This is a genomic window from Achromobacter animicus (assembly GCF_040775605.1).
In the GTDB taxonomy this organism is placed as follows: Bacteria; Pseudomonadota; Gammaproteobacteria; order Burkholderiales; family Burkholderiaceae_B; genus Achromobacter; species Achromobacter animicus.
In genome coordinates, this window is record NZ_JAYGJK010000001.1 from 5,935,166 (window position 1) to 5,961,406 (window position 26,241).

At 67.9% G+C, this 26,241-nt stretch carries 25 protein-coding genes; 11 read left to right on the top strand and 14 right to left on the bottom strand.

Annotated features, from left to right (window positions below):
* Positions 1 to 12 precede the first annotated feature (12 nt).
* The 3 genes from leuD to AB3147_RS27145 form a co-directional block, all read right to left on the bottom strand.
* The gene (gene leuD, locus AB3147_RS27135; protein WP_313371246.1) at positions 13 to 660 is read right to left on the bottom strand and encodes a 3-isopropylmalate dehydratase small subunit; all 648 of its coding nucleotides are present in this window, start codon (positions 658 to 660) and stop codon (positions 13 to 15) included.
* A complete protein-coding gene (gene leuC / locus AB3147_RS27140) occupies positions 657 to 2,078 on the bottom strand; it encodes a 3-isopropylmalate dehydratase large subunit (RefSeq protein WP_367353439.1) in 1,422 nt (473 codons plus the stop codon). The genes leuD and leuC overlap by 4 nt, the downstream gene beginning before the upstream one ends.
* 100 nt (positions 2,079 to 2,178) lie before the next feature.
* On the bottom strand, positions 2,179 to 3,159 hold the full coding sequence (locus tag AB3147_RS27145; RefSeq protein WP_191577609.1) for a tripartite tricarboxylate transporter substrate binding protein: 981 nt from the start codon (positions 3,157 to 3,159) through the stop codon (positions 2,179 to 2,181).
* A 124-nt stretch (positions 3,160 to 3,283) separates the two neighbouring features.
* On the opposite strand from AB3147_RS27145, the gene AB3147_RS27150 reads away from it, so the two are divergent.
* Positions 3,284 to 4,207 carry a LysR family transcriptional regulator gene (locus AB3147_RS27150; RefSeq protein ID WP_343739134.1) on the top strand — a complete coding sequence of 308 codons (924 nt, stop codon included), beginning with the start codon at positions 3,284 to 3,286 and terminating at the stop codon, positions 4,205 to 4,207.
* A gap of 4 nt (positions 4,208 to 4,211) precedes the next feature.
* On the opposite strand, the gene AB3147_RS27155 is transcribed toward AB3147_RS27150, so the two are convergent.
* From AB3147_RS27155 to AB3147_RS27165, 3 genes are read right to left on the bottom strand one after another with little or no spacing between them, the layout of a single operon-like run.
* Positions 4,212 to 4,844, bottom strand: a complete 633-nt coding sequence (locus tag AB3147_RS27155; protein WP_175124929.1) for a flavin reductase family protein — start codon at positions 4,842 to 4,844, stop codon at positions 4,212 to 4,214.
* A gap of 1 nt (position 4,845) precedes the next feature.
* The gene (locus tag AB3147_RS27160; protein ID WP_175124928.1) at positions 4,846 to 5,598 is read right to left on the bottom strand and encodes a GntR family transcriptional regulator; all 753 of its coding nucleotides are present in this window, start codon (positions 5,596 to 5,598) and stop codon (positions 4,846 to 4,848) included.
* Positions 5,599 to 5,606: 8 nt separating this feature from the next.
* Entirely contained in the window at positions 5,607 to 6,563 is a 957-nt protein-coding gene (locus tag AB3147_RS27165; RefSeq protein ID WP_343736731.1) for a polysaccharide deacetylase family protein, read from the bottom strand.
* A gap of 230 nt (positions 6,564 to 6,793) precedes the next feature.
* Between AB3147_RS27165 and AB3147_RS27170 the strand changes: the two genes are divergently transcribed.
* The 3 genes from AB3147_RS27170 to AB3147_RS27180 are packed head-to-tail and all read left to right on the top strand — an operon-like array spanning position 6,794 to position 11,379.
* Entirely contained in the window at positions 6,794 to 7,984 is a 1,191-nt protein-coding gene (locus tag AB3147_RS27170) for an ABC transporter substrate-binding protein (RefSeq protein ID WP_175136847.1), read from the top strand.
* Between the two features lie 27 nt (positions 7,985 to 8,011).
* Positions 8,012 to 8,890, top strand: coding sequence for a branched-chain amino acid ABC transporter permease (locus tag AB3147_RS27175; protein ID WP_367353440.1), 879 nt, complete (start codon positions 8,012 to 8,014; stop codon positions 8,888 to 8,890).
* Positions 8,890 to 11,379 (top strand): branched-chain amino acid ABC transporter ATP-binding protein/permease, encoded by a 2,490-nt coding sequence (locus tag AB3147_RS27180; protein WP_367353441.1) that lies wholly within the window; start codon positions 8,890 to 8,892, stop codon positions 11,377 to 11,379. The genes AB3147_RS27175 and AB3147_RS27180 overlap by 1 nt, the downstream gene beginning before the upstream one ends.
* Positions 11,380 to 11,504: 125 nt before the next feature.
* On the opposite strand, the gene AB3147_RS27185 is transcribed toward AB3147_RS27180, so the two are convergent.
* Positions 11,505 to 12,509: an Lrp/AsnC family transcriptional regulator gene (locus tag AB3147_RS27185; protein ID WP_367353442.1), complete on the bottom strand. Its 1,005-nt coding sequence runs from the start codon at positions 12,507 to 12,509 to the stop codon at positions 11,505 to 11,507.
* Between the two features lie 82 nt (positions 12,510 to 12,591).
* On the opposite strand from AB3147_RS27185, the gene AB3147_RS27190 reads away from it, so the two are divergent.
* Together AB3147_RS27190 and AB3147_RS27195 are read left to right on the top strand one after the other, a co-directional pair.
* Positions 12,592 to 13,896 carry an MFS transporter gene (locus AB3147_RS27190; RefSeq protein WP_367353443.1) on the top strand — a complete coding sequence of 435 codons (1,305 nt, stop codon included), beginning with the start codon at positions 12,592 to 12,594 and terminating at the stop codon, positions 13,894 to 13,896.
* 96 nt (positions 13,897 to 13,992) lie between these two features.
* Complete coding sequence (locus AB3147_RS27195) at positions 13,993 to 15,420, top strand: amidase (RefSeq protein ID WP_367353444.1); 1,428 nt, start codon at positions 13,993 to 13,995, stop codon at positions 15,418 to 15,420.
* Between the two features lie 138 nt (positions 15,421 to 15,558).
* On the opposite strand, the gene metK is transcribed toward AB3147_RS27195, so the two are convergent.
* Positions 15,559 to 16,722, bottom strand: a complete 1,164-nt coding sequence (gene metK / locus AB3147_RS27200; protein WP_056327270.1) for a methionine adenosyltransferase — start codon at positions 16,720 to 16,722, stop codon at positions 15,559 to 15,561.
* 275 nt (positions 16,723 to 16,997) lie between these two features.
* Here metK and AB3147_RS27205 point away from each other — a divergent pair, with 275 nt between their 5' ends.
* The 5 genes from AB3147_RS27205 (at position 16,998) to xerC (ending at position 21,466) form a co-directional block, all read left to right on the top strand.
* Positions 16,998 to 17,864: a lysophospholipid acyltransferase family protein gene (locus AB3147_RS27205; RefSeq protein ID WP_175124920.1), complete on the top strand. Its 867-nt coding sequence runs from the start codon at positions 16,998 to 17,000 to the stop codon at positions 17,862 to 17,864.
* A 39-nt stretch (positions 17,865 to 17,903) separates the two neighbouring features.
* Entirely contained in the window at positions 17,904 to 18,794 is an 891-nt protein-coding gene (locus AB3147_RS27210) for a lysophospholipid acyltransferase family protein (protein WP_175124919.1), read from the top strand.
* Between the two features lie 30 nt (positions 18,795 to 18,824).
* Positions 18,825 to 19,736, top strand: a complete 912-nt coding sequence (dapF, locus tag AB3147_RS27215) for a diaminopimelate epimerase (protein WP_286891915.1) — start codon at positions 18,825 to 18,827, stop codon at positions 19,734 to 19,736.
* A gap of 4 nt (positions 19,737 to 19,740) precedes the next feature.
* Entirely contained in the window at positions 19,741 to 20,418 is a 678-nt protein-coding gene (locus AB3147_RS27220; RefSeq protein WP_175136852.1) for a DUF484 family protein, read from the top strand.
* Between the two features lie 112 nt (positions 20,419 to 20,530).
* Positions 20,531 to 21,466: a tyrosine recombinase XerC gene (xerC, locus tag AB3147_RS27225; protein WP_367353599.1), complete on the top strand. Its 936-nt coding sequence runs from the start codon at positions 20,531 to 20,533 to the stop codon at positions 21,464 to 21,466.
* 61 nt (positions 21,467 to 21,527) lie between these two features.
* Here the strand turns inward: xerC and AB3147_RS27230 are convergent, their stop codons facing one another.
* From AB3147_RS27230 to AB3147_RS27255, 6 genes are read right to left on the bottom strand one after another with little or no spacing between them, the layout of a single operon-like run.
* Positions 21,528 to 22,670 carry a HoxN/HupN/NixA family nickel/cobalt transporter gene (locus tag AB3147_RS27230; protein ID WP_438861012.1) on the bottom strand — a complete coding sequence of 381 codons (1,143 nt, stop codon included), beginning with the start codon at positions 22,668 to 22,670 and terminating at the stop codon, positions 21,528 to 21,530.
* On the bottom strand, positions 22,661 to 23,344 hold the full coding sequence (locus AB3147_RS27235; RefSeq protein ID WP_175136854.1) for a DUF1007 family protein: 684 nt from the start codon (positions 23,342 to 23,344) through the stop codon (positions 22,661 to 22,663). Before AB3147_RS27235 ends, AB3147_RS27230 begins: the two co-directional genes overlap by 10 nt.
* Entirely contained in the window at positions 23,305 to 24,339 is a 1,035-nt protein-coding gene (locus AB3147_RS27240; RefSeq protein WP_367353445.1) for a metal ABC transporter solute-binding protein, Zn/Mn family, read from the bottom strand. Before AB3147_RS27240 ends, AB3147_RS27235 begins: the two co-directional genes overlap by 40 nt.
* A 21-nt stretch (positions 24,340 to 24,360) precedes the next feature.
* Complete coding sequence (locus AB3147_RS27245; protein ID WP_218342551.1) at positions 24,361 to 25,227, bottom strand: metal ABC transporter permease; 867 nt, start codon at positions 25,225 to 25,227, stop codon at positions 24,361 to 24,363.
* Entirely contained in the window at positions 25,224 to 25,946 is a 723-nt protein-coding gene (locus tag AB3147_RS27250) for a metal ABC transporter ATP-binding protein (protein WP_175136857.1), read from the bottom strand. Before AB3147_RS27250 ends, AB3147_RS27245 begins: the two co-directional genes overlap by 4 nt.
* Positions 25,943 to 26,113 (bottom strand): hypothetical protein, encoded by a 171-nt coding sequence (locus tag AB3147_RS27255; RefSeq protein ID WP_367353446.1) that lies wholly within the window; start codon positions 26,111 to 26,113, stop codon positions 25,943 to 25,945. The genes AB3147_RS27250 and AB3147_RS27255 overlap by 4 nt, the downstream gene beginning before the upstream one ends.
* Positions 26,114 to 26,241 lie beyond the last annotated feature (128 nt).

Here is a 26,241-nt window from a genome sequence, read left to right on the forward strand (position 1 = left end):
GCACGTCACGCGCTAGGCGGCGTCCAGCCGGTCGCGCACCTGACGCGCCACGTCCTTCATCCACGGAAAGCGCGCCCAATGGCGGGCTTCAAAACGCTCGACCTCGGGCAGTTGCTGCAGCGTTGCACCCACCATGTCCTGTCCCTGCGCGAACATGTGCCGATGCCGCGCCGGCAGGTCAAAGTGTGCGGTCCAGCCGTCGGCCGCGCACACCTGCCCGGCCATCACGTCGATGCTGACGCGGTTTGCGCCAGCCGCCGTATTGGACACCTTCGAGAGCAAGGCGTCGACCTCGGCCGGTGGCAACGTCACCAGCAAGAGGCCGTTGTTGAGCGCGTTGAAGTAGAAGATTTCGCCGAAGCTGGACGCGATCACCGCCCGGATGCCGAACTGCTGCAAGCCCCAGACGGCGTGCTCGCGGCTGGAACCGCAGCCGAAGTTGGGCCCCGCCACCAGAATGGACGTGCCCGCGTACGCAGGCTGGTTCAGCACGCAGTCCGGCCGCGGCGCGCCCGCTTCGTCAAAGCGCAGGTCGTAGAGCAGACCCTTGTCCAGCCCCGCCTTGTCGATGATGCGCAGGAACTGCTTGGGCATGATCTGGTCGGTGTCCAGATTGGAATACGGCAGCGGCGCGGCCACGCCTTCGGTCATGGCATTCATTTGGCGTCTCCCCAGGTGCGCACGTCGACGATACGGCCCGCCAGCGCAGCCGCTGCGGCCATTGCGGGACTCATCAGGTGCGTGCGCCCTGCCCGCCCCTGGCGTCCCTCGAAATTGCGGTTCGTGGTGGACGCGCAGCGCTCGCCGGGGCGCAACACGTCGTCGTTCATGGCCAGGCACATCGAGCAGCCGGACTGGCGCCATTCGAAGCCGGCCGCGATCAGGTCGGCGGCCAGCCCTTCGGCTTCGGCCTGCGCGCGCACTGCGCCAGAACCGGGCACCACCATCGCCCGCACCCCCGCCGCCACCTTTTTGCCGCGCGCCAGATCGGCCACGACACGCAGGTCTTCGATGCGGCCGTTGGTACAGGAACCGATGAAGACGCGGTCGATCGGCACGCCCGCGATGGGCGCGCCCGCGGCCAGGCCGATGTAGTCCATGGCTTTTTCCAGCGCCAGCCGGGCCAGCGCGTCGGGCTCGTCCCGCGGATCCGGCACGGCGCCATCGACCGGCATTGCCTGATCGGGGCTCGTGCCCCACGTCACAAACGGCGCGATGCGGCCCGCGTCGAACGCGTGTTCCACATCGAAGCGCGCGTCGTCGTCCGAGCGCAGCGTGGCCCACCAGGCGCGCGCGTCGTCCAGCATGGCGCCGCGCAGCTGCGGCGCGTGCGCCGTGACGTAGGCGTCGGTGACGGCGTCCGGCGCGATCAGCGCGGCGCGCGCGCCGGCTTCGACCGTCATGTTGCACAGGGTCATGCGCGCTTCGGCCGACAGTGCGGCCACCGCCTCGCCGCAGAACTCCACGGCATGGCCGCGCGCGCCCTGCGCGCCGATGCGATGCACGATGTAGATCACCAGATCCTTGGCCGACACATGCGCCGGCAGCGCGCCGTCGATGCGAATCCGCATGTTGCGCGCCACGCGGTACACCAGCGTCTGCGTTGCCAGAATGTGCTCGACCTCGCTGGTGCCGATGCCAAAGCCCAGCGCGCCCAACGCGCCGTACGTGGTGGTGTGGCTGTCGCCGCACAGCACCACCATGCCGGGCAGGATCATGCCGTGTTCCGGCGCGATGACGTGCTCGATGCCTTGCAGCGGATCGGTCGTGTCAAAGAGCGCGATGCGCTGCGTATCGCAATTGCGCTTCAGGTTCAGCGCCTGCCGCGACGACGCATCGTCCGCAATCACGCGCAGCGCGGAAGGCACAGGATGCGTGGGGATGATGTGGTCCACCACCGCCATCTGCTGGCCCGGGCGCAATACGTCGCGGCCCCGCGCGGCCAGGCCGCTGAAGGCCTGCGGACTGGTGTACTCGTTCATGATGTGCAGGTCGACGTAAAGCAGCACGTGCTCCGCATCGATCCGGGCCACTTCATGGCTGGCCACCAGTTTGTCGTAAAGCGTCATGCCGGGCATGTCTGTGCTTCCTTGCTTGAAAGAGGCGCCCGCGGTGCGCGCGGGCGGGTAATGCGGCCGGCGGTATTGCCGCCGGCTATTGCGGGTGCATCCTGCGCGTTCAGTTCGCCTCGATGCCGGCTTCCTTGACGATGCCGGACCAGCGCGTCATTTCGGCAGCCACCATCGCGTCGGTCTTGTCCGGCGTGGTGATCAGCGGTTCAAACCCCTCCCGCTGCATGCGTTGCGTCAGCGCGTCCGTTTTCAACGCCTGCCCCAGCTTCGCGTTCAGCGTGTCGATCACCGCCTGCGGCGTGCCGGCCGGCGCGCTGACGACGAACCAGGTGTTGAATTCATAGCCAGGCAGACCAGACTCGGCGATGGTCGGCACGTCGGGCAGCAGCGGCGAGCGCTTTGTGCCGGTCACCCCGAGCGCGCGCAGCTTCTTGCCGTCGACCTGCGGTTTGGCGGCGGAAAGCACCGGAAAACTCATCTGCACCTGGCCGCTGATCGTGTCGAGCATGGCCGGGCCGCCGCCCTTGTACGGCACGTGCATGATCTGCGTCTTGGATACGGACTTGAAGAGCTCCGCGGCCATGTGGAACGTGCTGCCGGTACCGGCCGAGCCAAAGCTCAGTTCGTTCGCGGGACGCGCACGCACGTACGTCAGCAGCTCGCTCACCGACGCGACGGGCAACGAATTGGTGACCGTCAGCACGTGCTGGGACGTGCCCACCGTTCCCACCGAGCGCAGATCCTTCGCGGTGTCGAATGGCATGTTCTTGAAGAGCGCCGGATTGATCGCCAGCGACATGGTGTTGATGCCCAGCGTATAGCCGTTGGGTTCTGCGCGCGCCACGGCCGACATGCCGATGTTGCCGGACGCGCCGGCGCGGTTTTCGACGATCACGCTCTGCCCCAGTTCCTTTGCCCACGCGTCGGCGATCAGGCGGGCCGCGATATCCACGCTGCCGCCCGGCGCGAACGGCACGATCAGCGTCACCGCGCGTTCGGGAAAGGCATTGCTGGCCGCGGCGGCATGGGCCCAACAGGATGCGGCAACGGCCGCGCACAATGCGCCGGCCAATCTGGCTATCTTCATTTCGGGTCTCCTCGTGTGGCCGCGTGGCGCGGCTCTGTATCGGTGAACCCAGTGTATAGGCCGGTTTCGTTCTTATAATTCGTTGAATTTATAAATCTTTATTAAATTCAATTTATAAATCGCCATGGACGCGCTCTCCGATCTCGCCTTCTTCTCGCTAGTGGTCAAGCACGGCAACCTCTCGGCCACGGCGCGGGAACTGGGGCTGACGCCGCCCGCGATCAGCACCCGGCTGGCCAAGCTGGAGCAGCGGCTGGGCGTGCGTTTGCTGAACCGCACCACGCGACGTGTCAGCGTCACGCAGGAAGGCGAGCTGTACTTGGCCGAAGGCGCGCGCATCCTGGCCGATCTGCAGGCGCTGGAACGGTCGGTGTCCAGTGCCCGCGCCCAACCGCAGGGGCTTCTGCGCCTGAACGCGACGTTCGGCTTTGGACGCGCGCACATCGTGCCCGCCGTTTCGGATTTCTGCAGGCAGTTTCCCGACGTGGAAGTGCAGATGCGCCTGACCGACAGGCCGCTCAATCTGATCGAGGAAGGCTTTGACGTGGCGGTGCGCTTCGGCGACCTGCCGGACGCGCGACTGACGGCGCGCAGGATCGCCTCAAACCGGCGCCTGCTGTGCGCGTCGCCGCGCTACCTGGAGATTCATGGCGAGCCGCGCGCCCCCGGCGACCTGCAGCGCCACCGCTGCATCGTCGTGCGCGAGAACGACGTGGCCTACGGCACCTGGCGGCTGGAATCCGGCGCGCGCGCGGAAACGGTGAAGGTGCGCGGCCCGGTCAGTTCAAACGACGGCCAGAGCGCGCTGGAATGGGCGCTGGACGGCCACGGCATTGTCATGCGGTCCGAATGGGAAACGGCGGCGCACCTGCGCGCGGGGCGGTTGCAAGAAGTGCTGACCGACTGGCGCACGCCGCCCGCGGATATTCACGCGCTGTACCCGGAACGCCTGAACCTGCCGGCCAAGACGCTGGCGTTCGTGGACTTCCTGTCGCGACGCTTTGCGCGCCGCCTGCGGGCGCCCGGCTCCGACGCCGCCGTGTGGTGAGGCCTCAGATCTCGTCGATGGCCGTGCTGGCCGGCGCGTTCTTTTCCGCGTCGATGGCGTAACGGTCTCGCGTCCGCACGTAAAAGCTGGCGCCAAACCGGCCCACCGGAAAGTAATCCTGCAGGCGCACGCGCCACGTCTCCGTGTCGATCAAGCCATCGCGCGCATGCAGCCAGCGCACCTGGCCGATGAAGATCTGGCGGCTGGCGGTCTCCATGGTCTCGAACAGCGTGCATTCGAACGCGACGGGCGCCTGCACGATGCGCGGCGGCGCGACGCGGTGGCTGGGCGCGGCGTCCAGACCCGCGTGCGCCAGTTCGCTGACATCGGAGGGCAGGCGGTCGCCGCAGCGGTGCATCTTTTCGGCCATGGCTTCGTCGGTCAGGTGAACGACGAACTCGCGGTCGCGCGCGATGTTGACCGCGGTGTCCTTCAGCCCGCCGTCTTCCAGGCGGTTGATGCTGACCATCACGATGGGCGGGTCCTCGCCCAGCATGTTGAACATGCTGAACGGCGCGGCGTTGACCACGCCGGTCTCGGACAGCGTCGTGATTAGCGCGATCGGACGGGGCACGATCAGGCTGGCCATCAGCTTGTAGCGCTGATATTCGGTGATAGCGTCGAAGTCGATTTCCATGTCAGGCCAGTCCCAGCATCTGGGCAAGTGTTTGCGCGGGCTGCGGGCGCTCAAGGCTGATGCGCCGCTCCAGGTCCGCCAGGTGGTTGTCGTTGGTCCGCACGGCTTCGGCTACGTCGCCGCGCTCCATCATGTCCACGATCAGCACGTGCTCGCCGTGTTCGCAGGCGGCGTTGCCGGGCGGCTCGTACAGCGCCACGATGAGCGAGCAGCGCGAGACCAGCTCGGCCAGGTAGCCGTGCAGGATGGTGTTGCCGGACAGTTCGCCCAGCCGCACGTGAAACGCGCTGGCCTGCCGTGCCCAGGCCGGTTGCCCGGCGCGGTGCAGCAGCGCATGCTCGTCACGCAACTGCTTGCGCAGCGAGGCGTAGTCGGCGCGCGTGGCGCGGGCCGCGGCCAACGGCAGCAAGGCCGCCTCCAGCGCGCGGCGCGCCTGGAAGATCTGGCGGGTGTCCTCGGGCGTGGGTTCGGCCACCACCGCGCCGCGGTTGTGGTGCAGGTCCACGACGTGCTCGTGCGCCAGCCGCTGCAACGCCTTGCGCGCCACCGATCGCGATACGCCGAACAGGTCGCAGATCGCGGCCTCGGGCAGCTTGGTGCCAGGCGTCAGGCGCTGGCTCATCACGCTTTCGTAGACCGCTTCGCAGATGCGGCGTTCCATGTCGGCGTCGGGCAGGACGTCATCGTCCGCGGCGGGCTTGGGGGGCTTGGACCGCGCGGCGGCGGCGCGGCGGGATTGGGTTGGACTTGGCACTGCGGCTCCTAAACGATCACACCCGGCGGCAAGCCGTCCACATGCCGGCAGATCTCGCCTGGCGTGGTGAACCAGATCTCGCCACGGTCACGGGCGGCGGCCAGTGGCGCCAGCGCGCGCCGCAGGTGACGCAACCGGTATGGCTGGCCCACGATGTAGGGATGCAGCGCAATGCCCATGACCAGCGGCTGGCGAACCGCCTGCGCGCGCATCTCCTCGAACTGGTCAAGGATCATATCGGCAAAATCGCGCGCATCCATCTTGCGGCCCATGATCATCGGAATGTCGTTGAGCTCCTGCGGATACGGAATGGCCCACAGGTCGCCCGCGCGGGTGCGCATACGCATGGGCTGGTCGTCGTGGCACCAATTCAGGGTGTAGCGGTAGCCCGCCTCGGCCAGCAGGTCGGGCGTGGCGTGGCTTTCCGAAATCCACGGCGACAGCCAGCCCGCCGGCTCGCTGCCCGCGTGCCGCAGGATGCGATCGCGGCAGTGCGCGAGCAGCGCGCGTTCCTCGTCCTCGGGCAATCCGCCCTGCCGGTGCGCGTTGCTGTAGCCATGTCCGATGAGCTCGTCGCCGCGCGCCAGGAAGGCGTCCACCAGATCGGGGCAATGCTCATACAGCGCGGTGTTGATCAGCACGCCGGCCGGCAGGCGCAGCTCGTCAAAGAGTTCCAGGCAGCGCCACGCGCCCACGCGGTTGCCGTATTCGCGCCAGGCGTAGTTCAGGACGTCCGGATGGGGCGACGCCGGGCCAAGTTCCGCGCCCAGTCCTTCCCCGAACGCGAAGTGCTCGATGTTGAAGCCCAGGTACACGGCCAGGCGCGCGCCGTTCGGCCACGAATAGTCGGCGCGGCCCGCGATGGCGCGGTACGGGAAGCGGCCGTGGCAGGCCAGCGGTTGCGGCGTCCAGGCGGCGTTGCCGTCGCGCCCCGGTTTAGTGCTTGGAAGCGAGGATGGATTCATTTTGGTGCAAATCCTGAAGCATGATTGTGAACAAAATCGCTGCGGTTTTGGCGACAAAATCCTGACATCGGTGTGCACATATCCCGTCTGCGCTGCCCGCGCCCAGCGGCGGCGGGGCGAAAACGGCAAGCAGCAATGAACGCGGATCAGGTGGCATGGATCTTGCATAAGGGAACGAAGCAGCACTTAACCCCATGCAAGATTCATTCCACTTTTTCAGGAGTGTCCCGATGACCCCGACCCGTCGTTCCTTCATGCGCCACGCGGCCGCCGCCGCGCTTTTCGCCGCGGGCCTTGCCTCGCAGCCGGCGCTGGCAGCGGACCCGATCAAGATCGGTCTGATCACCGCGCTGTCCGGGGAGTCGGCGCGCGCCGGCGAAGCGCTGACCCGCGGCATCACCGTCGCCATTGACGAGATCAACGCGCGCGGCGGCTTGTTGGACGGCCGCCAGGTCGTGCTGGTGCGCCGCGACGACGAAGGCAATCCTGCCAAGGGCATGGCCGCCGCGCGCGAGCTGATCTACAAGGAAAAGGTCGCCGTGCTGTTCGGCGGCCTGGACACGCCGGTCTCGATGGCCATCGTTCCCATCGTGAACCAGGAGAAGGTGCCGTTCATGGGGCCGTGGGCCGCGGGCACCGCCATCACGCAGAACAAGGGCAATCCCAACTTCGTGTTCCGCGTGTCGGCGATGGACGAGATCGTCGACAGCGCGATGGTTCAGTACGCGCAGAAGACGTTCCAGAGCGCCAAGCCCGGCATGATCCTGGTGAACAACCCCTGGGGCGAATCCAACGAGAAAGGCTTGAACGCCGCGTTGGCCACCGCCAAGATCACGCCCGCCGGCGTCGAAAAATTCCAGCCCAACGATCTGGACATCGTGCCGCAACTGAGCCGCCTGAAGGCCGCCGGCGCCGACACGCTGTTCCTGGTCGGCAACGTGGGGCCGTCCGCGCAGGTGGTGAAGTCGCTGGACCGCATGGGTTGGAAGGTGCCGATCGTGTCGCATTGGGGCCCGGCCGGCGGCCGCTTTACGGAACTGGCCGGTCCCAACGCCAAGAACGTGCACTTCGTGCAGACCTACAGCTTCTTCGGCAAGCAGGGGCCGGTGGGCGACAAGGTGATGCAGGCGCTCAAGACCAAGTATTCCGACATCAAGGGTCCGCAGGACATCACCCCGGCCGTTGGCGTGGCCAACGCGTACGACGGCATGCAGCTTGCCGCGCTGGCCATCGCGCAGGCCGGCTCGACCGATGGCGACGCGGTGCGCCAGGGGTTCTACAAGATCGGCAAGTACGAAGGCCTGATCAAGACGTATGAGCAGCCCTTCACGCCGGCCTCGCACGATGCGCTGCGTGAGGACGACTACGTGTGGACGCAGTTCATCGACAACCGCATCCTGCCCGTCAAGGGCGTGCAGTAAAGCGGCCAGACGCCGCGGGAGACGCGCATGTTGTTGATGTCCGCCATCGTCAGCGGCCTGGGACTGGGAAGCATGTACGGGCTGATGGCCCTGGGCTTTTACCTGACCTATGCCGTGTCCGGCACAGTGAACTTCGCCCAGGGCAGTTCCATGATGCTGGGCGCCGTGCTGACCTACACGTTCGCCCAGATGCTGGGCTGGCCGCTGGCCGTGGCGCTGCTGTTTGCGCTGGCGCTCTGCGCGCTGTACGGCCTGGTCGTGGAGCGGCTGGCAGTGCGGCCGTTTGCCAGCCGCGGCTCCAATGCGTGGCTCATGTCCACAGTGGCGCTGGGCATCGTGCTGGACAACGTGGTCATGTTCACGTTTGGCAAGGAGCCGCGCAGCCTGCCCTCTCCGCTGGCGCAATCGCCGCTGGAGATCGGCGGGCTGGGCCTGGGCATCTATCCGCTGCAACTGCTGATCCCGGTGGTGGGTCTGGCGCTGGCGGCTGCGCTACACACCTTGTCGCGCCGCACGCGCTGGGGGGTGGCGCTGCTGGCCGTGGTGCAGAACCCGAACGCGGCGCGGCTGATGGGCATTCCCGTGCGCCACGCCATCATGGCCGCCTTCGCGGTGTCCACGCTGTTTGCGGGCGTGGCCGGCGCGCTGGTCGCGCCGCTCTTTAACGTGCAGGCGGACATGGGCACGCTGTTCGGTTTGAAGGCCTATGTGGTCGCCATCCTGGGCGGCATCACCAGCGCGTGGGGCGTGATGATTGCGGGCCTGCTGTTTGGCGTGGTCGAAGCGCTGATCACCGTGGCGCTGGGCTCCGGGTATACGCAGATCATCAGCTTCACGCTGGTGATCGTCATGTTGGCCGTGCTGCCCAATGGCCTGTTCGGGCGCGCCGATGTGAGGAAGGTCTGATGAACAAGCAATCCGCAATGCGCTGGCTGCCGCCGGCGCTGTATGCCCTGCTGGCCGTGGCGGCGCTGATACTGGCCGCCACCGTCAACGGCTACTACGTTTTCGTGCTGGGCAATGTGGCGCTGCTGGCGCTGGCCGGCATCGGCCTGAACGTGCTGCTGGGTCTGACCGGCCAGATGTCGTTCGGCCACGCGGGCTTTTATGCCATCGGCGCGTACACCGTCGCGATCCTGACCGGCCAGGCCGAATGGAGCTTCTGGCTGGCGTGGCCGGCCGCCGCGCTGGTGTGTGGCGCGTTCGGCCTGCTGCTCGCCGTGCCCGCGCTGCGCGTGAAAGGCCCGTATCTGGCGATGATCACCATCGCCTTCGGCTTCATCGTGGAACACGCGCTGATCGAAGGCGGCTCGGTCACGGGCGGGCAGAACGGCCTGATGGGCATTGTGCAGCCCGCTATCGGCAGCCTGGGCGGCGACCGCGGCGTGGCCATGCTGGCCATCGTGGCGGTGTTTGCCGCGCTGATCGGCTATGCGCTGCTGTCGCGCGGCGCGTGGGGCGCGGCCATGCGCGCGGTCAAGGACAGCGAGACAGCAAGCGAATCCATCGGCATCAATCCGCTGGTGGTCAAAGCGGTGGCCTTCATGGTGTCGGCCGCGGTGGTCGGCCTGGCGGGAGGGCTGTATGCGCCGCTCACGGGCATGATCACGCCGCACAACTTCAATTTCATGCAGTCCATTCTTTTCGTGCTGGCGGTGACCATCGGCGGCGCGGGCTCGCTGGCCGGGCCGCTGCTGGGTGCGGTGGTGGTGGGCCTGCTGCCCGAAGTGCTGTCCAGCCTGGAGGAATACCGGCTGCTGTTCTTCGGCGCCTTCCTGCTGGTGGTGCTATGGGCCGCGCCCGAAGGCGCCGCCGGGCTGCTGGCGCGCTGGCGGCGGCGCGCGCAGACGCAAGGGCTTGCGCCGCGCCACGGCGCGTTGCCTGCGACCGCGCGTGCGCGCCGCACGTTGCAGGCCGACGCGCTCACCATGACCTTCGGCGGCGTGCGCGCCGTGCAGGCCGTGTCGTTCACGGTGCCGCCCGGTGCGGTGACGGCGCTGATCGGCCCCAACGGCGCGGGCAAGTCCACCGTCATCAACATGCTGAGCGGCTATTACCAACCGACCAGCGGCCGCGTGGCGCTGGGCGATGCGCCGCTGGCCGCGCTGCCCGCGCATCGCGTGGCGCGCAGCGGCATTGCACGCACCTACCAGACCTCGCAGCTCTTCGACACGCTGAGCGTCGAAGACAACGTCGCGCTGGGCATGCTGCGCGGACGGTTGGGCGGGCTGCTGGCGTCGCGCCGCTACCTGGCGCCCGACGTGCGCGAACGCGCGCGCGCCCTGCTCGCGTTCTGCGGCTACGAAGGCGCGCTGGACATTCCCGCGGCCGACCTGCCGCACGTGGACCGGCGGCTGGTGGAGATTGCGCGCGCGCTGGCCACCGATGCCGACGTGCTGCTGATGGACGAGCCCGCAGCGGGCCTGTCGCGCGAGGACAAGACGCGGCTTGCCGGGCTGCTGCGGCGCATTGCCGAGGCGGGCGCGGGCGTGCTGCTGGTCGAGCACGACATGACGCTGGTGATGGGCGTGTCCGACCACATCGTGGCGATCGACGCCGGACGCGAACTGGCGCAGGGCAGCGTCGCCGCGATCCAGCAATCGCCGGAAGTGCGGCAGGCCTATCTGGGCGACGAGGCCGCGCGCCGGGCGCCCGCCGCGCGGCGCAGGCCGGCGGGCGAGGCGCTGCCGCCCGAGGTGCTGGGTGTGGGCAATCTCACGACCGGCTACGGCGCCAATCCCGTGCTGCACGGCATCGACCTGCAGGTCAGGCAAGGCGAGATGGTGGCGCTGCTGGGCGCGAACGGCGCGGGCAAGTCCACGCTGATGCGCACGCTCGCCGGGTTGCACCGGCCCGCGCAGGGCGGCATGCACCTGCAGGGTCAGGAGCTGCACGGTCTGGCCGCTGATCGCATCGTGGCGCGCGGCCTGGTGCTGGTGCCGGAAGGACGCCAGGTGTTTCCCGGACTGAGCGTGCTGGACAACATCCGCCTGGGCGCCTTCCTGCATCCGCAGGATCGTGAGGCGCGTGTCGAGGAAATGCTGACGCGCTTTCCGCGGCTGCGCGAACGGCTGCACCAGCGCGCGGGGTTGCTGTCGGGCGGTGAACAACAGATGCTGGCGATCGCGCGCGGCCTGATGGCCAAGCCCGTGATCCTACTGCTGGACGAGCCGTCGCTGGGCCTGGCTCCCAAGATCATCGACGAGCTGTTCGATGCGCTGGACCGGCTGCGCAAGGAGTCGATGACCATCCTGCTGGTGGACCAGATGGCGGCGCTGGCGCTGTCGCTGGCCGACCGCGCGTACGTGCTGGAATCCGGCCGGGTCGCCGCGCACGGCGCCGCCGAAGACATCGCGAAGGACGGCGCGCTGGCGCGCGCGTATCTCGGGGCGTAGCGGGCCCGGAGAACCTGGGCGGCCGCCTGGAAATGTGGCCGCCGAAAGGGTCTGAAGGGTCTGAAGGGTCTGAAGGGTCTGAAGGGCCGAAGGGCCGAAGGGCCGAAGGCGCCCCCCCGTGAACATCACGCGGCGTCCGCCCCCAGCCGCGCGCCCGCGCGCACGATGCCGCAGCGTTTGTGCGCGCGCATGACCACGCCGACTTCGCTGTTCAGCACGCCGTCCAGCTCGCCCAGCCGCCGCGTCACCACGTCCCACAGATGCAGGCTGTCGCGGCACAGCACGTGCCAGAAGAGCTGCGATGCGCCGCTGGTGCCGAACAGGCAGCGGGTATTCGGGTCGAGCGCCAGATGCGCGGCCAGCGCGTCCACGGTTTGCGGGCGCACCTGCACCGAGATCACCGCTTCCACCGGAAATCCGACCAGCGCCGGCTCGACTTCCACGCGAAAGCTCAGCGCCCGGCGCTCCACCAGGTTCTGCAGCAGGCGATGCGCGGTGGGTTCGCTGACACCGGATCGCTCGGCCAGTTCCGCCAGGCTGGCGCGGCCGTCGCGCATCAGGTGCGACACCATGCGCTGCTCGGGATCGGTCAGCGCGGCTGGCGGGGACAGCAGCGGCGCGTCCGCATCGCCTTCAGACGTCGGCTGAATCCGCCACTGGCCCGCGCGCCGGAACGGCCGAAGCACCAGCCGCGCCTCCACGTGCTCCACCCCGTCGATGGACGGCAGCACGTGGGTCACGACGTCCGGCATATCGGCCGCGTCGGCCAGCGTCAGCTCGGCCATCAGATCGGCGGAACCGGCCAGCGTCACCACGAGCTGGCTGATGTCCAGCTTCGCGAGTTGGTCGGCCACGTCCGGCACCCGGCCAGACCGGCAGCGCACCCAGGCATGCAACACCACGCCGCGGCCGGTGGCCAGCGGGTCCGGTTCCGCGATGACGCGCAGCGCGTCCGCGTCCATCAGGCGCTTGATGCGCCGCGCGACGGTTCGCTCGGCGATGCCGGTCGCCGCGCCCAGCTCGCGCCAGGACGCGCGAGGCTGCGCCTGCAGCGCGACGAGGCACGCGAGATCCGTGTCGTCCAACGCGGCGCTTAGGGAATTACCCTTACTTGACGTGACCATATCCATTAATCTAACGTTCGCGCATTGATAAAAACACAAAATTTACTGGTCTATTTGACCAAAAAACAAAACACAATTTGAGGACGTCATGAGCAGCACATCCGCAACCTTGCGCGCGGCGCAAGGCGCAAGCGCCCCGCCCGTTTCGCGCGGCCGCACGATTCTGGCCGGTAGTGTAGGCAATGCGGTGGAATGGTTCGATTGGACCATCTACGCGTCGTTCGCCATTTTCTTTTCCAGCCAGTTCTTCCCGCCCGGCAACGAAACCACTGCCCTGCTTGCGACGTTCGGCATCTTCGCGGTGGGCTTCTTCATGCGTCCGGTGGGCGGATGGGTGCTCGGCATCTTCTCCGACCGCTACGGCCGCAAGGCCGCGCTGGGCCTGACGATCCTGATGATGGCGGGCGGCTCGCTCATCATCGCCATCACGCCGACCTACGCCACCATCGGCATCGCTGCGCCGCTGCTGCTGACCGCCGCGCGCCTGCTGCAAGGCCTGTCGCTGGGCGGAGAGTATGCCTCGGCCACGACCTTCCTGGCGGAAATGGCGCCGCCGAACAAGCGCGGCTTCTATTCCAGCTTCGTCTTCTTCAGCGCCGCCGTCGGCATCCTGGCCGCCTCGGCCGTGGGCTGGATCCTGACCACCGTTCTTACCAAGGCCGAAATGGCCGAGTGGGGCTGGCGCATCCCGTTCCTCTTGGGCGCGCTGGGCGGCCTGGCCGGCATGTGGATCCGCCGTGCCATCCCGGAAACCGAAGCCTTCTCGCACGCCAAGAAGGCCGGCATCGAAAAGCAGCCCCTGCGCACGCTGCTGCGCGACCATCCGCGCGAAGTGCTGCGCATCGTGGGCTTCTCGGTGCTGACCACGTTCGCGTTCTACATCTTCGTTGCCTACGTGCCCACCTACGCCATCCGGCAGGTTGGCGCCGACCCCAAGACCGCGTTTGCGGCCAACACCGTCGCGCTGATCGTATTCATGCTGGTGCAGCCGCTGTTCGGCATGCTGGCCGATCGCATCGGCCGCAAGCCCCAACTGATCTTCTTTGCCGCCGGCTACCTGATCTTCTTCTATCCGGTCATGACCACGCTCGGGCCGTCATTCGGTTCGATCCTGGCCGTCGAACTGTTCGGTTTGGTGCTCTACGCGATGTACACCGCGATCGCCCCGGCCATCATGTCCGAGCAGTTTCCCACCAGCGTGCGCGCCGTCGGCATCGGCACGCCGTACAACCTGGTCGTCGCGCTGCTGGGCGGCACCACGCCCTACCTGCTGACCTGGCTGCAAAGCAAGGGCATGGAGCGCTGGTTCTTCTATTACGTGCTGGCGGGCGCCGTGATCACGCTGATCACCTTCATCCGCATGCCCGAGACGAAAGGCCAGGTCCTGAAATAGACCAGCCCCGGTAGGCCATCCCGCCCAGCCATCCCGATCAGATCGCTTTCCGGTCCCGCCGAGGACCGGAAGGCTTTTTCCATTTCGACGAGACACATGCCCGCCCAAGACACCACTCTGCATTTCCAGGACGCCCGCCAGCTTGCCCGCGCCATCCGCGAGCGCAAGCTCCGGTCGCGCGACCTTACCCTGTATTTCCTCGACCGCATCGAGCGCGGCGCCGCACTGGCCGCCTACAGCGTGGTCACGGCCGAGCGCGCGCTGGCGCAGGCTGAGGCGGCAGACCGTTTGCTGGACGCCGGCATCACTCTGGGCCCGCTGCATGGCGTGCCGGTCGCGGTGAAGGACAGCGTGCAGTGGGAAGGCACGCCGTGCACCGGCGGCTCGCAGGCGCGCGCCGGCGTCGTCAGCACGGAAACCGCCGCGGCAACGCGCGGGCTGGCGGCGCAAGGCATGGTGATCCTGGGCAAGACGCGCATGACGGAGTTCGCGTTCGGGCTGTCGGGACAGAACCCGACGCAGGGCACCGCCCGCAATCCGTGGGACGCAACGGTCGCGCGCGCGCCGGGTGGCTCGTCCAGCGGCGCGGGCGTGGCGGTCGCGGCCGGTCTGGCGCCGCTGGCGCTGGGCGGCGACACCGGCGGCTCGGTGCGCGCGCCGGCGGCGTTGAATGGCGTGGTCGGCTACAAGCCGTCCTCCGGCCTTATCAGCCGCGCGGGCTGCCTGCCGCTGTCCGACACGCTGGACGTGCTGGGCCCGATCGCGCGCAGCGTGGGCGACGCCCGCCTCCTGACCCAACTGCTGGCCGCCCCGGACGTCGATGACGGCGCCACGCTGGCGCTGCCGGCCGCCCGCTTCACCAGCCTGCGTCACACCGCCGCGCGCCAGCCGGGCGCCGTCGCCGTACTGGCGCCGCAGGCCTGGCCGGCCCCGCTGACCGACGAGGCGCTGCAAACCTGGCACGCGGCGCAGGGACGCCTGGCCGAGGCTGGCTTCACGCCCACCGCCTGGCACCCGCCCGCCTCGCTGTCGTTTGCGCGCATGGCGGAAGACAACTCGCTGGTGCTGGCGTACGAGGCCTTCCGCTATTTCGGCGCTTTGGCCGAAGACGCCTCGCAACCGTTGTGGGACGTGGTGCGCGCGCGCATCGCCGCTGGCGGCCGGATCACGCAAGCCAGCTACGAGGCCGCGGTGCTGCGCCGCCAGGCCGACATAGCGGCTTTCGAAACAGCGATGCGGGGCGTTGACGCCCTGCTCATGCCCGCCAGCGATCAGGCCGCTCAGGCGCTGGACGCGCAGGACACGCGCCACGCCGGCCTGGGCAAGCTGCTGCGCCCGGCCAACTTCCTGGGCGCGGCGGCCGTTGCACTGCCGGCGGGCCTGGACATGGACGGCATGCCGTGCGCCGTGCAACTGCTGGCGCCCGCAGGCGGTGACGCCGCGCTGCTGGACTGCGCAGCGGCGCTGGAAACGGTGCTGTCTCCAACGCCGCTGCATCCGGATCTGTCGGCCTGGGGTCTTTGACGCCGCGCGCAGCCACGGCAGAAGCCCGGCCCGGCCGGCGCGCGCCGTGAATCAAGAACCCCGTTCATCGGCGGCACAAAACGAAAAAGCGCCCAATCGGGCGCTTTTCGTTATCCGCATCGCGGATCCTGGATCGCGTCAGGCGGACTTCTTCAGTTCCTGGACCTTGTCCGTGGCTTCCCACGAGAACTCGGGCTCGGAGCGGCCGAAGTGGCCATAGGCGGCGGTCTTGGTGTAGATCGGGCGCAGCAGGTCCAGCATGTTCACGATGCCCTTCGGACGCAGGTCGAAGTGCTCGCGCACCAGCTTGGCGATCTGGTCGTCGGGGATGACGCCGGTGCCTTCCGTGTAGACGGTGATGTTGATGGGTTCGGCCACGCCGATGGCGTAGCTGACCTGCACCTGGCACTGGCGCGCCAGACCGGCGGCCACGATGTTCTTGGCCACGTAACGGGCGGCGTAGGCGGCCGAACGGTCGACCTTGGACGGATCCTTGCCCGAGAACGCGCCGCCGCCGTGCGGGCAAGCGCCGCCGTAGGTGTCGACGATGATCTTGCGGCCGGTCAGGCCGCAATCGCCTTGCGGGCCGCCGATGACGAAGCGGCCGGTCGGGTTGACCAGGAACTTGGTCTTGGGCGTGATCAGGCCTTCGGGGAAGCTGGGCTTGATGATGTCTTCGATGACCGCTTCGCGGATGGTCTCTTGCGAGACTTCGGGCGCGTGCTGGGTCGACAGCACCACGGTGTCGACTTCGGCGGGACGGCCGTCGACGTAGCGGAACGTGACCTGCGACTTGGCGTCCGGACGCAGCCAGCCCAGGCGGCCGTCCTTGCGCAGTTCGCTCTGGCGCTGCACCAGGCGGTGCGCGTACCAGATCGGCGCGGGCATCAGGTCGGGGGTTTCGTCGCAGGCGTAGCCGAACATCAAGCCTTGATCGCCGGCGCCCTGGTTCAGGTAGTCTTCCGAGCTGCGGTCCACGCCCTGCGCGATGTCGGGCGACTGCTTGTCGTAGGCGACGAGCACCGCGCAACCCTTGTAGTCGATGCCGTACTCGGTGTTGTCGTAACCGATGCGGCGGATCGTGTCGCGCGCGACCTGGATGTAGTCGACGTTGGCGGTGGTGGTGATTTCGCCAGCCAGCACGACGAGACCGGTGTTGCACAGCGTTTCGGCTGCGACACGCGCGTTCGGGTCTTGCGTGAAGATGGCGTCGAGGATCGAATCGGAGATCTGGTCGGCAACCTTGTCGGGGTGCCCTTCGGAGACGGATTCGGAAGTGAAGAGAAAATCGTTGTTGGCCACAGATGCGTCCTTATTGTCCGGTCTTGCCGGCGCATAGGTTCTCGAGGCGCGTTGCACCCCGGTCTGCAATGCAATGCCAACTGGGCGCGACGCTTTAGCGGATTTGGCGCAGGCTGCGCGAAGCGCAGTACCCTTGCCGTCGCCCCGCAAGTTGTCGGTTAACTCGGCGACTGGGCGCATTTTAAGCGAAAATGCCGTTCTTATGCTTGTTGCCGGGGTGTATCCATATGCCTCGATCAGCCGTACTACCCTGCCCGATTTCAACCTTTTGACGCATGTTGCTGCCTCTGTTCCGACTTTTTGCCGCCCTGCCGCTCCCCGTCGCGCATGCGATCGGAAGGTTCGCGGGACGCGCCATCTACGCCTTGCCGGGCAAGTACCGGCGGCGCCTGCAGGCCAATGCGGCGCAGGCGGGCTACCCCGGCGCGGCGTTCGCCCGGCGCGCGGCGGCCGAAGCCGGCGCAATGATTCTCGAGAATCCCCGCGTCTGGTTCCGCAACCAGGAAAGCCTGGCGCAGGTGGTGTCCGACGATGACGACGTGGTCGCCGCCGCCCGCGCCGAGAACCGCGGCATCCTGTTCCTGACGCCGCACCTGGGCTGCTTTGAGATCACCGCGCGCTACCTGGCCCGCCAGATGCCCATGACGGTGATGTTCCGCCCCCCGCGCAAGGAAGCGCTGGCGCCCTTGCTGGAAACGGCGCGCAACAGCTCGGCCGTCAATGCGGTGCCCGCCAACATGCAGGGCGTGCGGGAGTTCGTGCGCGCGCTGCGACGCGGCGAATCCGTCGGCATGCTGCCCGACCAGGCGCCCAGCGTGGGCGACGGCGTGTGGGTGCCGTTCTTCGGGCGCCTGGCCTACACCATGACGCTGCCCGGCAAGCTTGCATCGCAGACCAACGTCCCCATCATCCTTACGGCCGGCGAACGCCTGCCCAAGGGCCGAGGCTGGCGCATCCACTACGTGCGCGTGCCCGAGCCGCTGCCCGCCGAGCCCGAGGCCCAGGCCGCCCTCATCAACGCCGCGATGGAAACGCTGATCCGCCGCTGCCCCGACCAGTACCTCTGGAGCTACAACCGCTACAAGACTCCGCGCGGCGCCACCCCGGCACCCGACGCTGAACCGGCGCCCCCGACCGCTTGAACCCTGGCTTATCCCGCCGTCCGGTCTCCATCCACATCCATGAACGATAGAAAAACGCGCACGCTGGTTACCCTGCTGAAATGGTTCGGCCGCATCAAGCCGTCGACGCGCCTGCGCATCGGCGCGGTGTTGGGCTGGCTGGCGCCGCGGCTGGCCAAGTCGCGCGCGCGCATCGTCCGCCGCAATCTTGAACTGAGCTTTCCCGACCAGCCCGAGGCCGTGCGTGAACAGTGGGTGGCCGATCACTTCCGCGCGCTGGCGCAATCCATTGTCGACCGCGGCGTGCTGTGGTACGGCACGCCCGAGGCCATCAAAGAGATGGTCACGCAGACCGGCGCCGACCGCATCAACGCGCTGACGGCCGAGGGCCGCTCGGTCATCCTGCTTGCGCCCCACTTCATCGCGCTGGACGCCGCCGCCACCCGCCTGACCATGGAAGTGCCCAGCGCGGCCACCATGTATACGCCGCAAAGCGACCCGCACATCGACGCCGTCGTGGCCGCCGGGCGCGCGCGCTTCAATGAAGTATTCCTGGTCAGCCGCAAGGACGGCGTGCGCGACCTGATCCGGCACCTGCGCGCCCCGCGCCCGGTCTACTACCTGCCCGACATGGACTTCGGCCGGCAGGGCTCGGTCTTCGTGCCGTTTTTCGGTGTGCCCGCCGCCACGCTGCTCGCCACAGCGCAGCTCGCCCAGAAATGGAACGCCGCCGTCCTGCCTATCGTGGGGTTCTGGAATCCTGACACCGGCAAGTACCATGTCGACGTGCTGCCGCCACTTGACGACTTTCCGGGCGACGACACGCTGGAAGCGGCCACCGCCCGCCTGAACCGCGAACTCGAATCCTGGGTGCGCCGCTGCCCCAGCCAGTATTACTGGGTGCACCGCCGCTTCAAGACACGCCCCGAAGGCGAAGCCAAGCTGTACTGAACCGCGGCGCGCACTCGCCGCACCGCGAGAATGGGGGATAATCCGCAGATGAACTGGAACTTCACCAAAATGCACGGCGCGGGCAACGATTTCGTTGTGCTCGACGGGGTCCGCCAGACCATCGAGATGACGCCCGAACGCGCGCGCGCCCTCGGCGACCGCCACTTCGGCGTCGGCGCCGACCAGATCCTGCTGGTCGAACGCGCCACGCGGCCGGACGCCGACTTCCGCTACCGCATTTTCAATTCCGACGGATCCGAGGTCGAGCACTGCGGCAATGGCGCCCGCTGCTTCGTGCGCTTCGTGCACGAGCAAGGCCTGTCCGACCGCAATCCGCTTCGCGCCGAGATCGCCACCGGCATCCTCGTCCTGGACGAAGGCGACGACGAGCAGGTCACCGTGGAAATGGGCAGCACCCGCTTCGATCCGGCCGCACTGCCCTTCGACACCACCGGCCTGCCTTCCGTCACGCAGGGCCAGGACACCCTCTGGGAACTGGACCTCGACGCCCCCGCCGGATTTCCCCGCACGGTCACTCTGTCCGCCGTCGCCATCAGCAACCCGCACGCCGTGCAGGTCGTCGACAACGTCGACACCGCGCCCGTCGCCGTGCTGGGGCCGCTGATCGAAACCCATCCGCGCTTTGCGCGCCGCGTCAACGCCGGCTTCATGCAGGTTGTCGACCGCAACAACATCCGCCTGCGCGTCTTCGAGCGCGGTGTCGGCGAAACACTGGCCTGCGGCACGGGCGCCTGCGCCGCCGTCGCGGCCGGCATCCGCCGCGGCCTGCTCGATTCGCCCGTGCGCGTACAAGCGCTCGGCGGCGTGCTGACCGTCGCCTGGAACGGCGAACAACTCCGCATGACCGGCCCGGCCGAATCCGTCTTCACGGGCCAGGTCGACATCGACAAGCTCGTCTTTTCCATGGCGCTGAACCGATAACTCTATGACCGATACCGCTTTCACCGCCCAGGACATCGCAACCTTCCTGCAAGAGAACCCCGGCTTCTTCGACGAACACGCCGAAGTCTTCGCCACCCTGCAGGTGCCGCATCCGCACGGTTCGCGCGCCATCTCGCTGGGCGAACGCCAGATCCTCACGCTGCGCGAGCGCACCCGCGAACTCGAATGGCGCCTGAACGAACTGGTCCGCAACGCCACCGCCAACGAGACCATCGGTTCGCACGTGGCCAAGTGGTGCTGCCGCCTGCTGTCCGAATGCGATCCGCAACTGGTGCCCGGCGAAATCGCGCTGGGCCTGGCCGAACAGTTCGAACTGAACCACGTGGCGCTGCGCCTGTGGAACCTGTCTGACCTGCCCGATCACGGCTACGGCGAGCCCGTATCCGATGACGTGCGCACCTTCACCGACAGCCTGAAAACACCTTATGTCGGCGCCGACACCGCCTTCGAAGCAGTGGCGTGGCTGGACGCCAAGCCCAAGTCGCTGGCGCTGGTTCCCCTGCGCCTTGAAGCCGACGGCGCGGCCGTGGGCCTGCTGGTGCTGGGTTCAGATGACCCGGAACGTTTCACGCCGGAAATGGGCACGACGTTTCTTGAATCCGTCGGCCAGCTGGCGTCGGCGGCTTTGCACCGGTTGAATCCGGCCTCGCCCAAGGCGTAGGGCTGCCGGGGCGGACAAGGACAACGCGATGCAGAACGCCGAGCAGAATGCGGAGCAAGAAGCCGAGCAAGTAACCGAGCAAGCCAACAATCCGCCCCCGCTGCCGGATCCGATGCGCGCCTGGCTGCGCCATCTGGAGACCAACCGCCGGTACTCGCCCCATACGCTGGACGGCTACCGGCGCGAACTGCATTTTCTGCGCGAACTGGCCGACAAGGCCGGTCTGCCGCTCGACAAGCTTGGCAACGGCCACATCCGGCAGTTCGTCGCGCGCCTGCACGCGCAGGGCCGCGGTCCGCGCAGTCTCGCCCGCACACTCGCGGCGTGGCGCGGTTTCTATCAATGGTGGGCGCCGGCCGTCGAACTGGCCGGCAATCCCGTCGCGGGCGTACGCGCGCCCAAAGCGCCCCGTGGCCTGCCCAAGGCCTTGTCGGTCGAACAGACCCAGGCTCTGCTGGAAAGCGCGCCGGCACAGGTCGCCACCGAACCGGCCGCGCTGCGCGACCAGGCCATGTTCGAGCTGTTGTATTCCAGCGGACTGCGGCTGTCGGAATTGGTGGGACTGGACCTGCGCTACGAGCGCACCACCGATTACGAGTCGCGCGGCTGGCTGAATCTGGATGATGCCGAAGTCGTGGTGCTGGGCAAGGGCGGTAAACGCCGCTCAGTGCCGGTCGGTCAGCAGGCCCTGGCCGCGCTGCGCAAGTGGATCGAGGTGCGTCCGCAGCTTGCGCTGCCCTCGCCGCCGCCCGCAGACGCGGCCGCGTTATTCCTGGGCGCCCGCGGACGCCGCATTTCACCCCGCGTGGTGCAGTTGCAGCTTGCGCGCATCGCGCAGACGGCGGGCGTGCCCACGCATGTGCACCCCCACGTGCTGCGCCACAGTTTCGCCAGCCACGTCCTGCAATCCGCGCAAGACCTGCGCGCCGTGCAGGAGATGCTGGGCCACGCGAACATCTCGACCACGCAGATCTACACGCGGCTGGATTTCCAGCATCTGGCCAAGGCCTACGACCAGGCCCATCCGCGCGCTGGGCGCAAATCCTGACCTTTCTTGGCGGGGCGCTCGTCCAGCCTGATCAAACGCCCGGCCCGCACGCGAGCATCGCCTACCCGCCCGCGGCCAACATGCCGCCCAGCAGCATCACGCCCAGCAGCAACACCGCCATTGCGGCCAGCGCCTCGACCGCATAGCGCAGCCGCGCCGCGCCAGCGCCGGACAGGCGGCTGCCCAGACGCGTCGCGGCGCTCCCGGCCGCGACAGCCAGGCAAGCCAACGCCGCCACGGTCAGCCCCGTGCCCAAACCCATCGCCAGCGCCGATGCGACGCCGGCAAGAAGGAAATTCTGCGACAACGCGAACACCAGCACGATCAACGCGCCGCTGCAGGGCCGCAGGCCCACCGCGAAAATCGCCGACCACGCGCGGCGCCAGTTCATCGGACCGGCAACCTGTTCCGGCGCGGGTACGTGCGCGTGTCGGCAACCGCAGTCGAGGTCATGGTGATGATCGTGGTGATGCGCTTGGACCTGAACCTGCGGATTGCCGTACGCATGCTTGTGCGCGTGTTCGTGATCATGCCGGTGCTCGTGTACGTCCTCGTGTACGTGCTCATGCCCATGCGCATGTTCGTGCGCGTGTTCGTGCACATGCACCGGCGCATCTGCATGGTCATGCGCTGCATGTTCACGCGCCCCAGCCCGCCGCAGCAACGGCCTCACCGCCTTGACCCACACCAGCCACACGCCCAACAGCGTCACCAACGCATACGACGCCAGCTCCAGCCAGCGTGTCGCTTCGTTCATCGTCGCCGCCGTCGCGTTGAAGATCAACGCCAGCACCGCCACCATCACGATCGCCACCAGCGCCTGGATCAGCGAAGACGCCAAAGCCAGCAGCGCACCGTTGCGCGCCGTCTGGCGATTGGCCAGGACGTACGACGAAATCACCGCTTTGCCATGGCCCGGCCCCAGCGCATGAAAGACGCCGTAGGCGAACGACAGGCCGACCAAGGCCCACGCTGCGCCGCCGTCCGCCTGCCAGGCACGGACAGCGCCCGTCAGTTGCCGGTAGAAATGCGACTGCCAGACAGACACGCTGCCAAAAAAACTGGACAGCCAGCCGGGACCGGCAAGGCCGCTCCCGCTTTCCGGCACGCCAAAGGGATGCGTGCCTTGCGCGGCCGCAATCGACAGCCCACCGAGCATCAGCAGGACGATCGCCAGCGCGCGCGCGCAGCGGCTCACGGGCATCGCACCTCGATGCGGTGCGTGAGTCCCTTGGTAATGGCGAACAGTTCGTCGGGCAAGGCGTCCGGGTCGGCCGGGATCGCGGCCAGTTCCTGCATGGTTTTCCAATCCAGTTCCTTGGGCTTGCGGTAGTCGGCCTTGCAGGCCGCGCCTTGCGGACCGCCGAGCGACACCGCCCCCTTCTCTTCAAATGCGTAGGCCACGAAATAGGTGGGGTCGTAGATGTCCACTTGCGCGCCGCCCGCGCCCGGCGCGACGGGCTTGTCCAGCGGCAGCGTGAAGGACAGCGTCAGCCGTGTGGTCTTGGGGTTCCAGTCAACGCGGGCGTCGCGAGGCGCGGCGAATGCCGCGGTCTTGCCATCAACGGTGACGCGCGTGAAGTAATGCGAGATCGGCTCGCCCAGCGCCTTCATCCAATCCTGCGCCATGCCTTTCAGGGTGTCGGCGGGAAGCGTCCCGTCCTTGGCCTTTTTCAGCCCCTGCGTCGCGTAGGCGCCGAACATTTCGTCGAACAGCCACACCTGCCGCACGGCGGTGATGCGCTGTTCGGCATCGACGTCGATCTGCGCGCGCGCATCGATCCACATGTGCGGGTGCGCGCTGGCGGCGCCCGCCGCCAGCAGCGCCGCCACGGCGCTCAGGGTTGCAAGGCCGCGGCAAGCTGGCGTGCGTTCCATTCAAACATTTCCAGGTAGGTGGCGCCCGGCTGTCCAGGCTTGGACAGGGCATCGGAGTAGAGCGTACCACCCACCTTTGCGCCGGTCTCGCGCGCGATCTGCTGGACCAGCTTGGGACTGCTGATGTTCTCGACGAACACCGCGGGCACCTTGTCGCGCCGCACCTGTTCGATGATCGCGGCCACCTCGCGCGCCGACGGCTCGGCGTCGGTCGACACGCCCATTGCGGGGATGAACGTCACGCCATACGCGTCGCCGAAATAGCCGAACGCATCGTGCGAGGTGACGACCTTGCGGCGATCGGCGCCGATGGCGCCAAAGGTCTTGCGCACGGTGGCGTCCAGCGTCTGCAGCTTGGCGATGTAGGCGTCGGCGCGTTGGCGATACGCCTGCGCATGCGCGGGATCCGCGGCGGCCAGGCCGTCGGCCACGTTGCGCGCGTAGATCACGCCGTTCGCCAGGCTCTGCCAGGCATGCGGGTCGGCGTCGCCATGGTGATGGTGATGGCCGGGCTTGTGGTCGTGGTCATCGTCATGGTCATGGTCGTGGTCATCGCCGTGCTTGTGATCGTGTCCGTCCTTGTGATCATGATCGTGATCAGCCCCGTGCGCGTGCCCATCGCCATGCCCCGCGAACTTGCGGGGCGTCACGCCCTTGGACGCCGTCACCGTCTGTCCGGCGAATCCGGACGCCTTCGTCAGCTTGGGCAGCCAGGTCTCGAAGTCCAGGCCGTTCACCACCAGCACGCGCGCATCCGCGAGCTTTTTCGCATCGCCCGGCGTGGGTTCGTACCCGTGCGCATCACCGTCAGGCCCGACCAGCGTCGTCAGGCTGATGTCGGCGCCGCCCACTTCCCGCACGATGTCGCCCAGGATGGAAAAGCTGGCCACCACTTTCAGCGGCTCGGCCGCCTGCGCGGTTCCCAGGACGGCCGACAGGCAGACGCCCGCCATGGCCAGCAGTGCGCGGCGGCGTGCCGGCAGAATCGAACGCATGGTCAATCTCCTTATGAAGTCTCAGGCAGGGCGCGCGCGGCGCGTTGCCCGCAGCAGCCCGCCTTGCGGGCCGCCCACGATGGAAAACAGATAGCAGGCGCCGGCCGCCAGGATGATCGCGGGCGAGGCCGGCACGTCGAAGTGGTACGAGACCAGCAGCCCGGCCACCGAAGACGCCACGCCGATCGCCGCCGACAGCGGAATCTGACGGGCCGCGCTGCGCACCCAGAACCGCGCCGCGGCGGCCGGCAGCATCATGATGCCTACCACCATCAGCGTGCCCAGCACCTGAAAGCCCGCCACCAGATTCACCACGACCAGCACCAGAAAGCCCATGTGCACCACGCCGCCCATGCCGCCGCTGGCGCGCAGGAATCCCGGGTCCAGGCATTCGGCAACCAGCAGCCGGTAGATGGCCGCCAGCACAAGCAAGGTCACGCTGGCCGTGGCGGTCACAAGCAGCAACGCCGCGTCGTCCAGGCCCAGCACCGTGCCGAACAGCACGTGCAGCAGGTCCATGTTGGAGCCGCGCAGGGACACCAGCAGCACGCCCAGCCCCAGCGATATCAGGTAGAAGGCGGCAAAGCTCGCGTCCTCGCGCAGCGGCGTCAGCCGGGCCACCAGCCCCGCCAGCAATGCCACGGCCAGTCCAGTCGCAATGCCGCCCAGCATCATCGCGCCGAGCGACAGGCCGGCCATCAGAAAGCCCACCGCCACACCCGGCAGAATGGCGTGCGACATCGCATCGCCCATCAGGCTCATGCGCCGAAGCACCAGAAAGACACCCAGGGGCGCGGCGCCCAGCGACAGCGCGCAAGCACCCGCAAGCGCGCGCCGCATGAAACCGTAGTCGAGGAACGGCGATACCACCCAATCCACGAGCGTCATGCCCAAGCTCCCGCGTGGCGTTGGCGCGCCGTCTTCAGATGCGCCTCGGTCAAGGTGGCGGTGGTGTCGCCCCAGGCCACCACTGAACCGGACAACAGCAGGCTTTCCGGAAAGTGATCGCGCACCAGGTCCAGATCGTGCAGCACCGCGATCACGGTGCGGCCCTGTCCATGCAGGCCGCACAACAGCGCCATCAGTTCCTCGGCGGTGTGGCTGTCCACGGCCGCAAAGGGTTCGTCCAGCAACAGCACCGGCGCATCCTGCACCAGCATCCGCGCAAACAGGGCGCGCTGCATCTGCCCCCCCGACAGCGTATCCACGCCGAGGCCCGCGCAATCAGCCAGGCCCACGGTTTCCAGTGCGTGCATGCACCGGTCCAGCTCGTCGTTGCTGAACGCGCGCCATGCGCCGACCCGGCGCCACGCCCCCATGGCCGCCAGGTCCAGCACCGTCGTCGGAAACGAGCGGTCCAGTTCCGCCGCCTGCGGCAGCCACGCCAACGCCGATCGTCCGGCGCCCTGGATGCGCACGCTGCCGGTCATGGGTCGCAGCACGCCCATGATGCCCTTGATGAGCGTCGACTTGCCCGCGCCGTTGGGTCCGACCACGGCCGTCATGCCGCCGGGCGCGAAGCTGCCCGAAACCGCGCGCAACGCCGCGCGCCCATGCCAGCCGAACGATGCGTCGACCAGCTCGACCGTGATGGGCGCCGCGTTCATCGCGGCCACCAGTCCAGCGCCCAGCCGGTCAACGCCCACAGCGCGATGCCGGCCATCAGGGCGTAAGCCATGCGGCGCCAGGCGGAAACGAGAAACGCGGAACGGGGCGGCGAGCCCCGGCCGGGCGCGGCGCCGGGCCGCGAGGGCAGGAGCGAGAAATGGGACATGGCAGGCAATACCGGAATTCGGCAACGACGGGAAAGCGGCAACCGCAGCAACAACATACGACCCAGCGTCAGTTTTATTATGTTATATCATAACTAAACCATGACGGCTTTAGGGCCGGTTCCCGCAC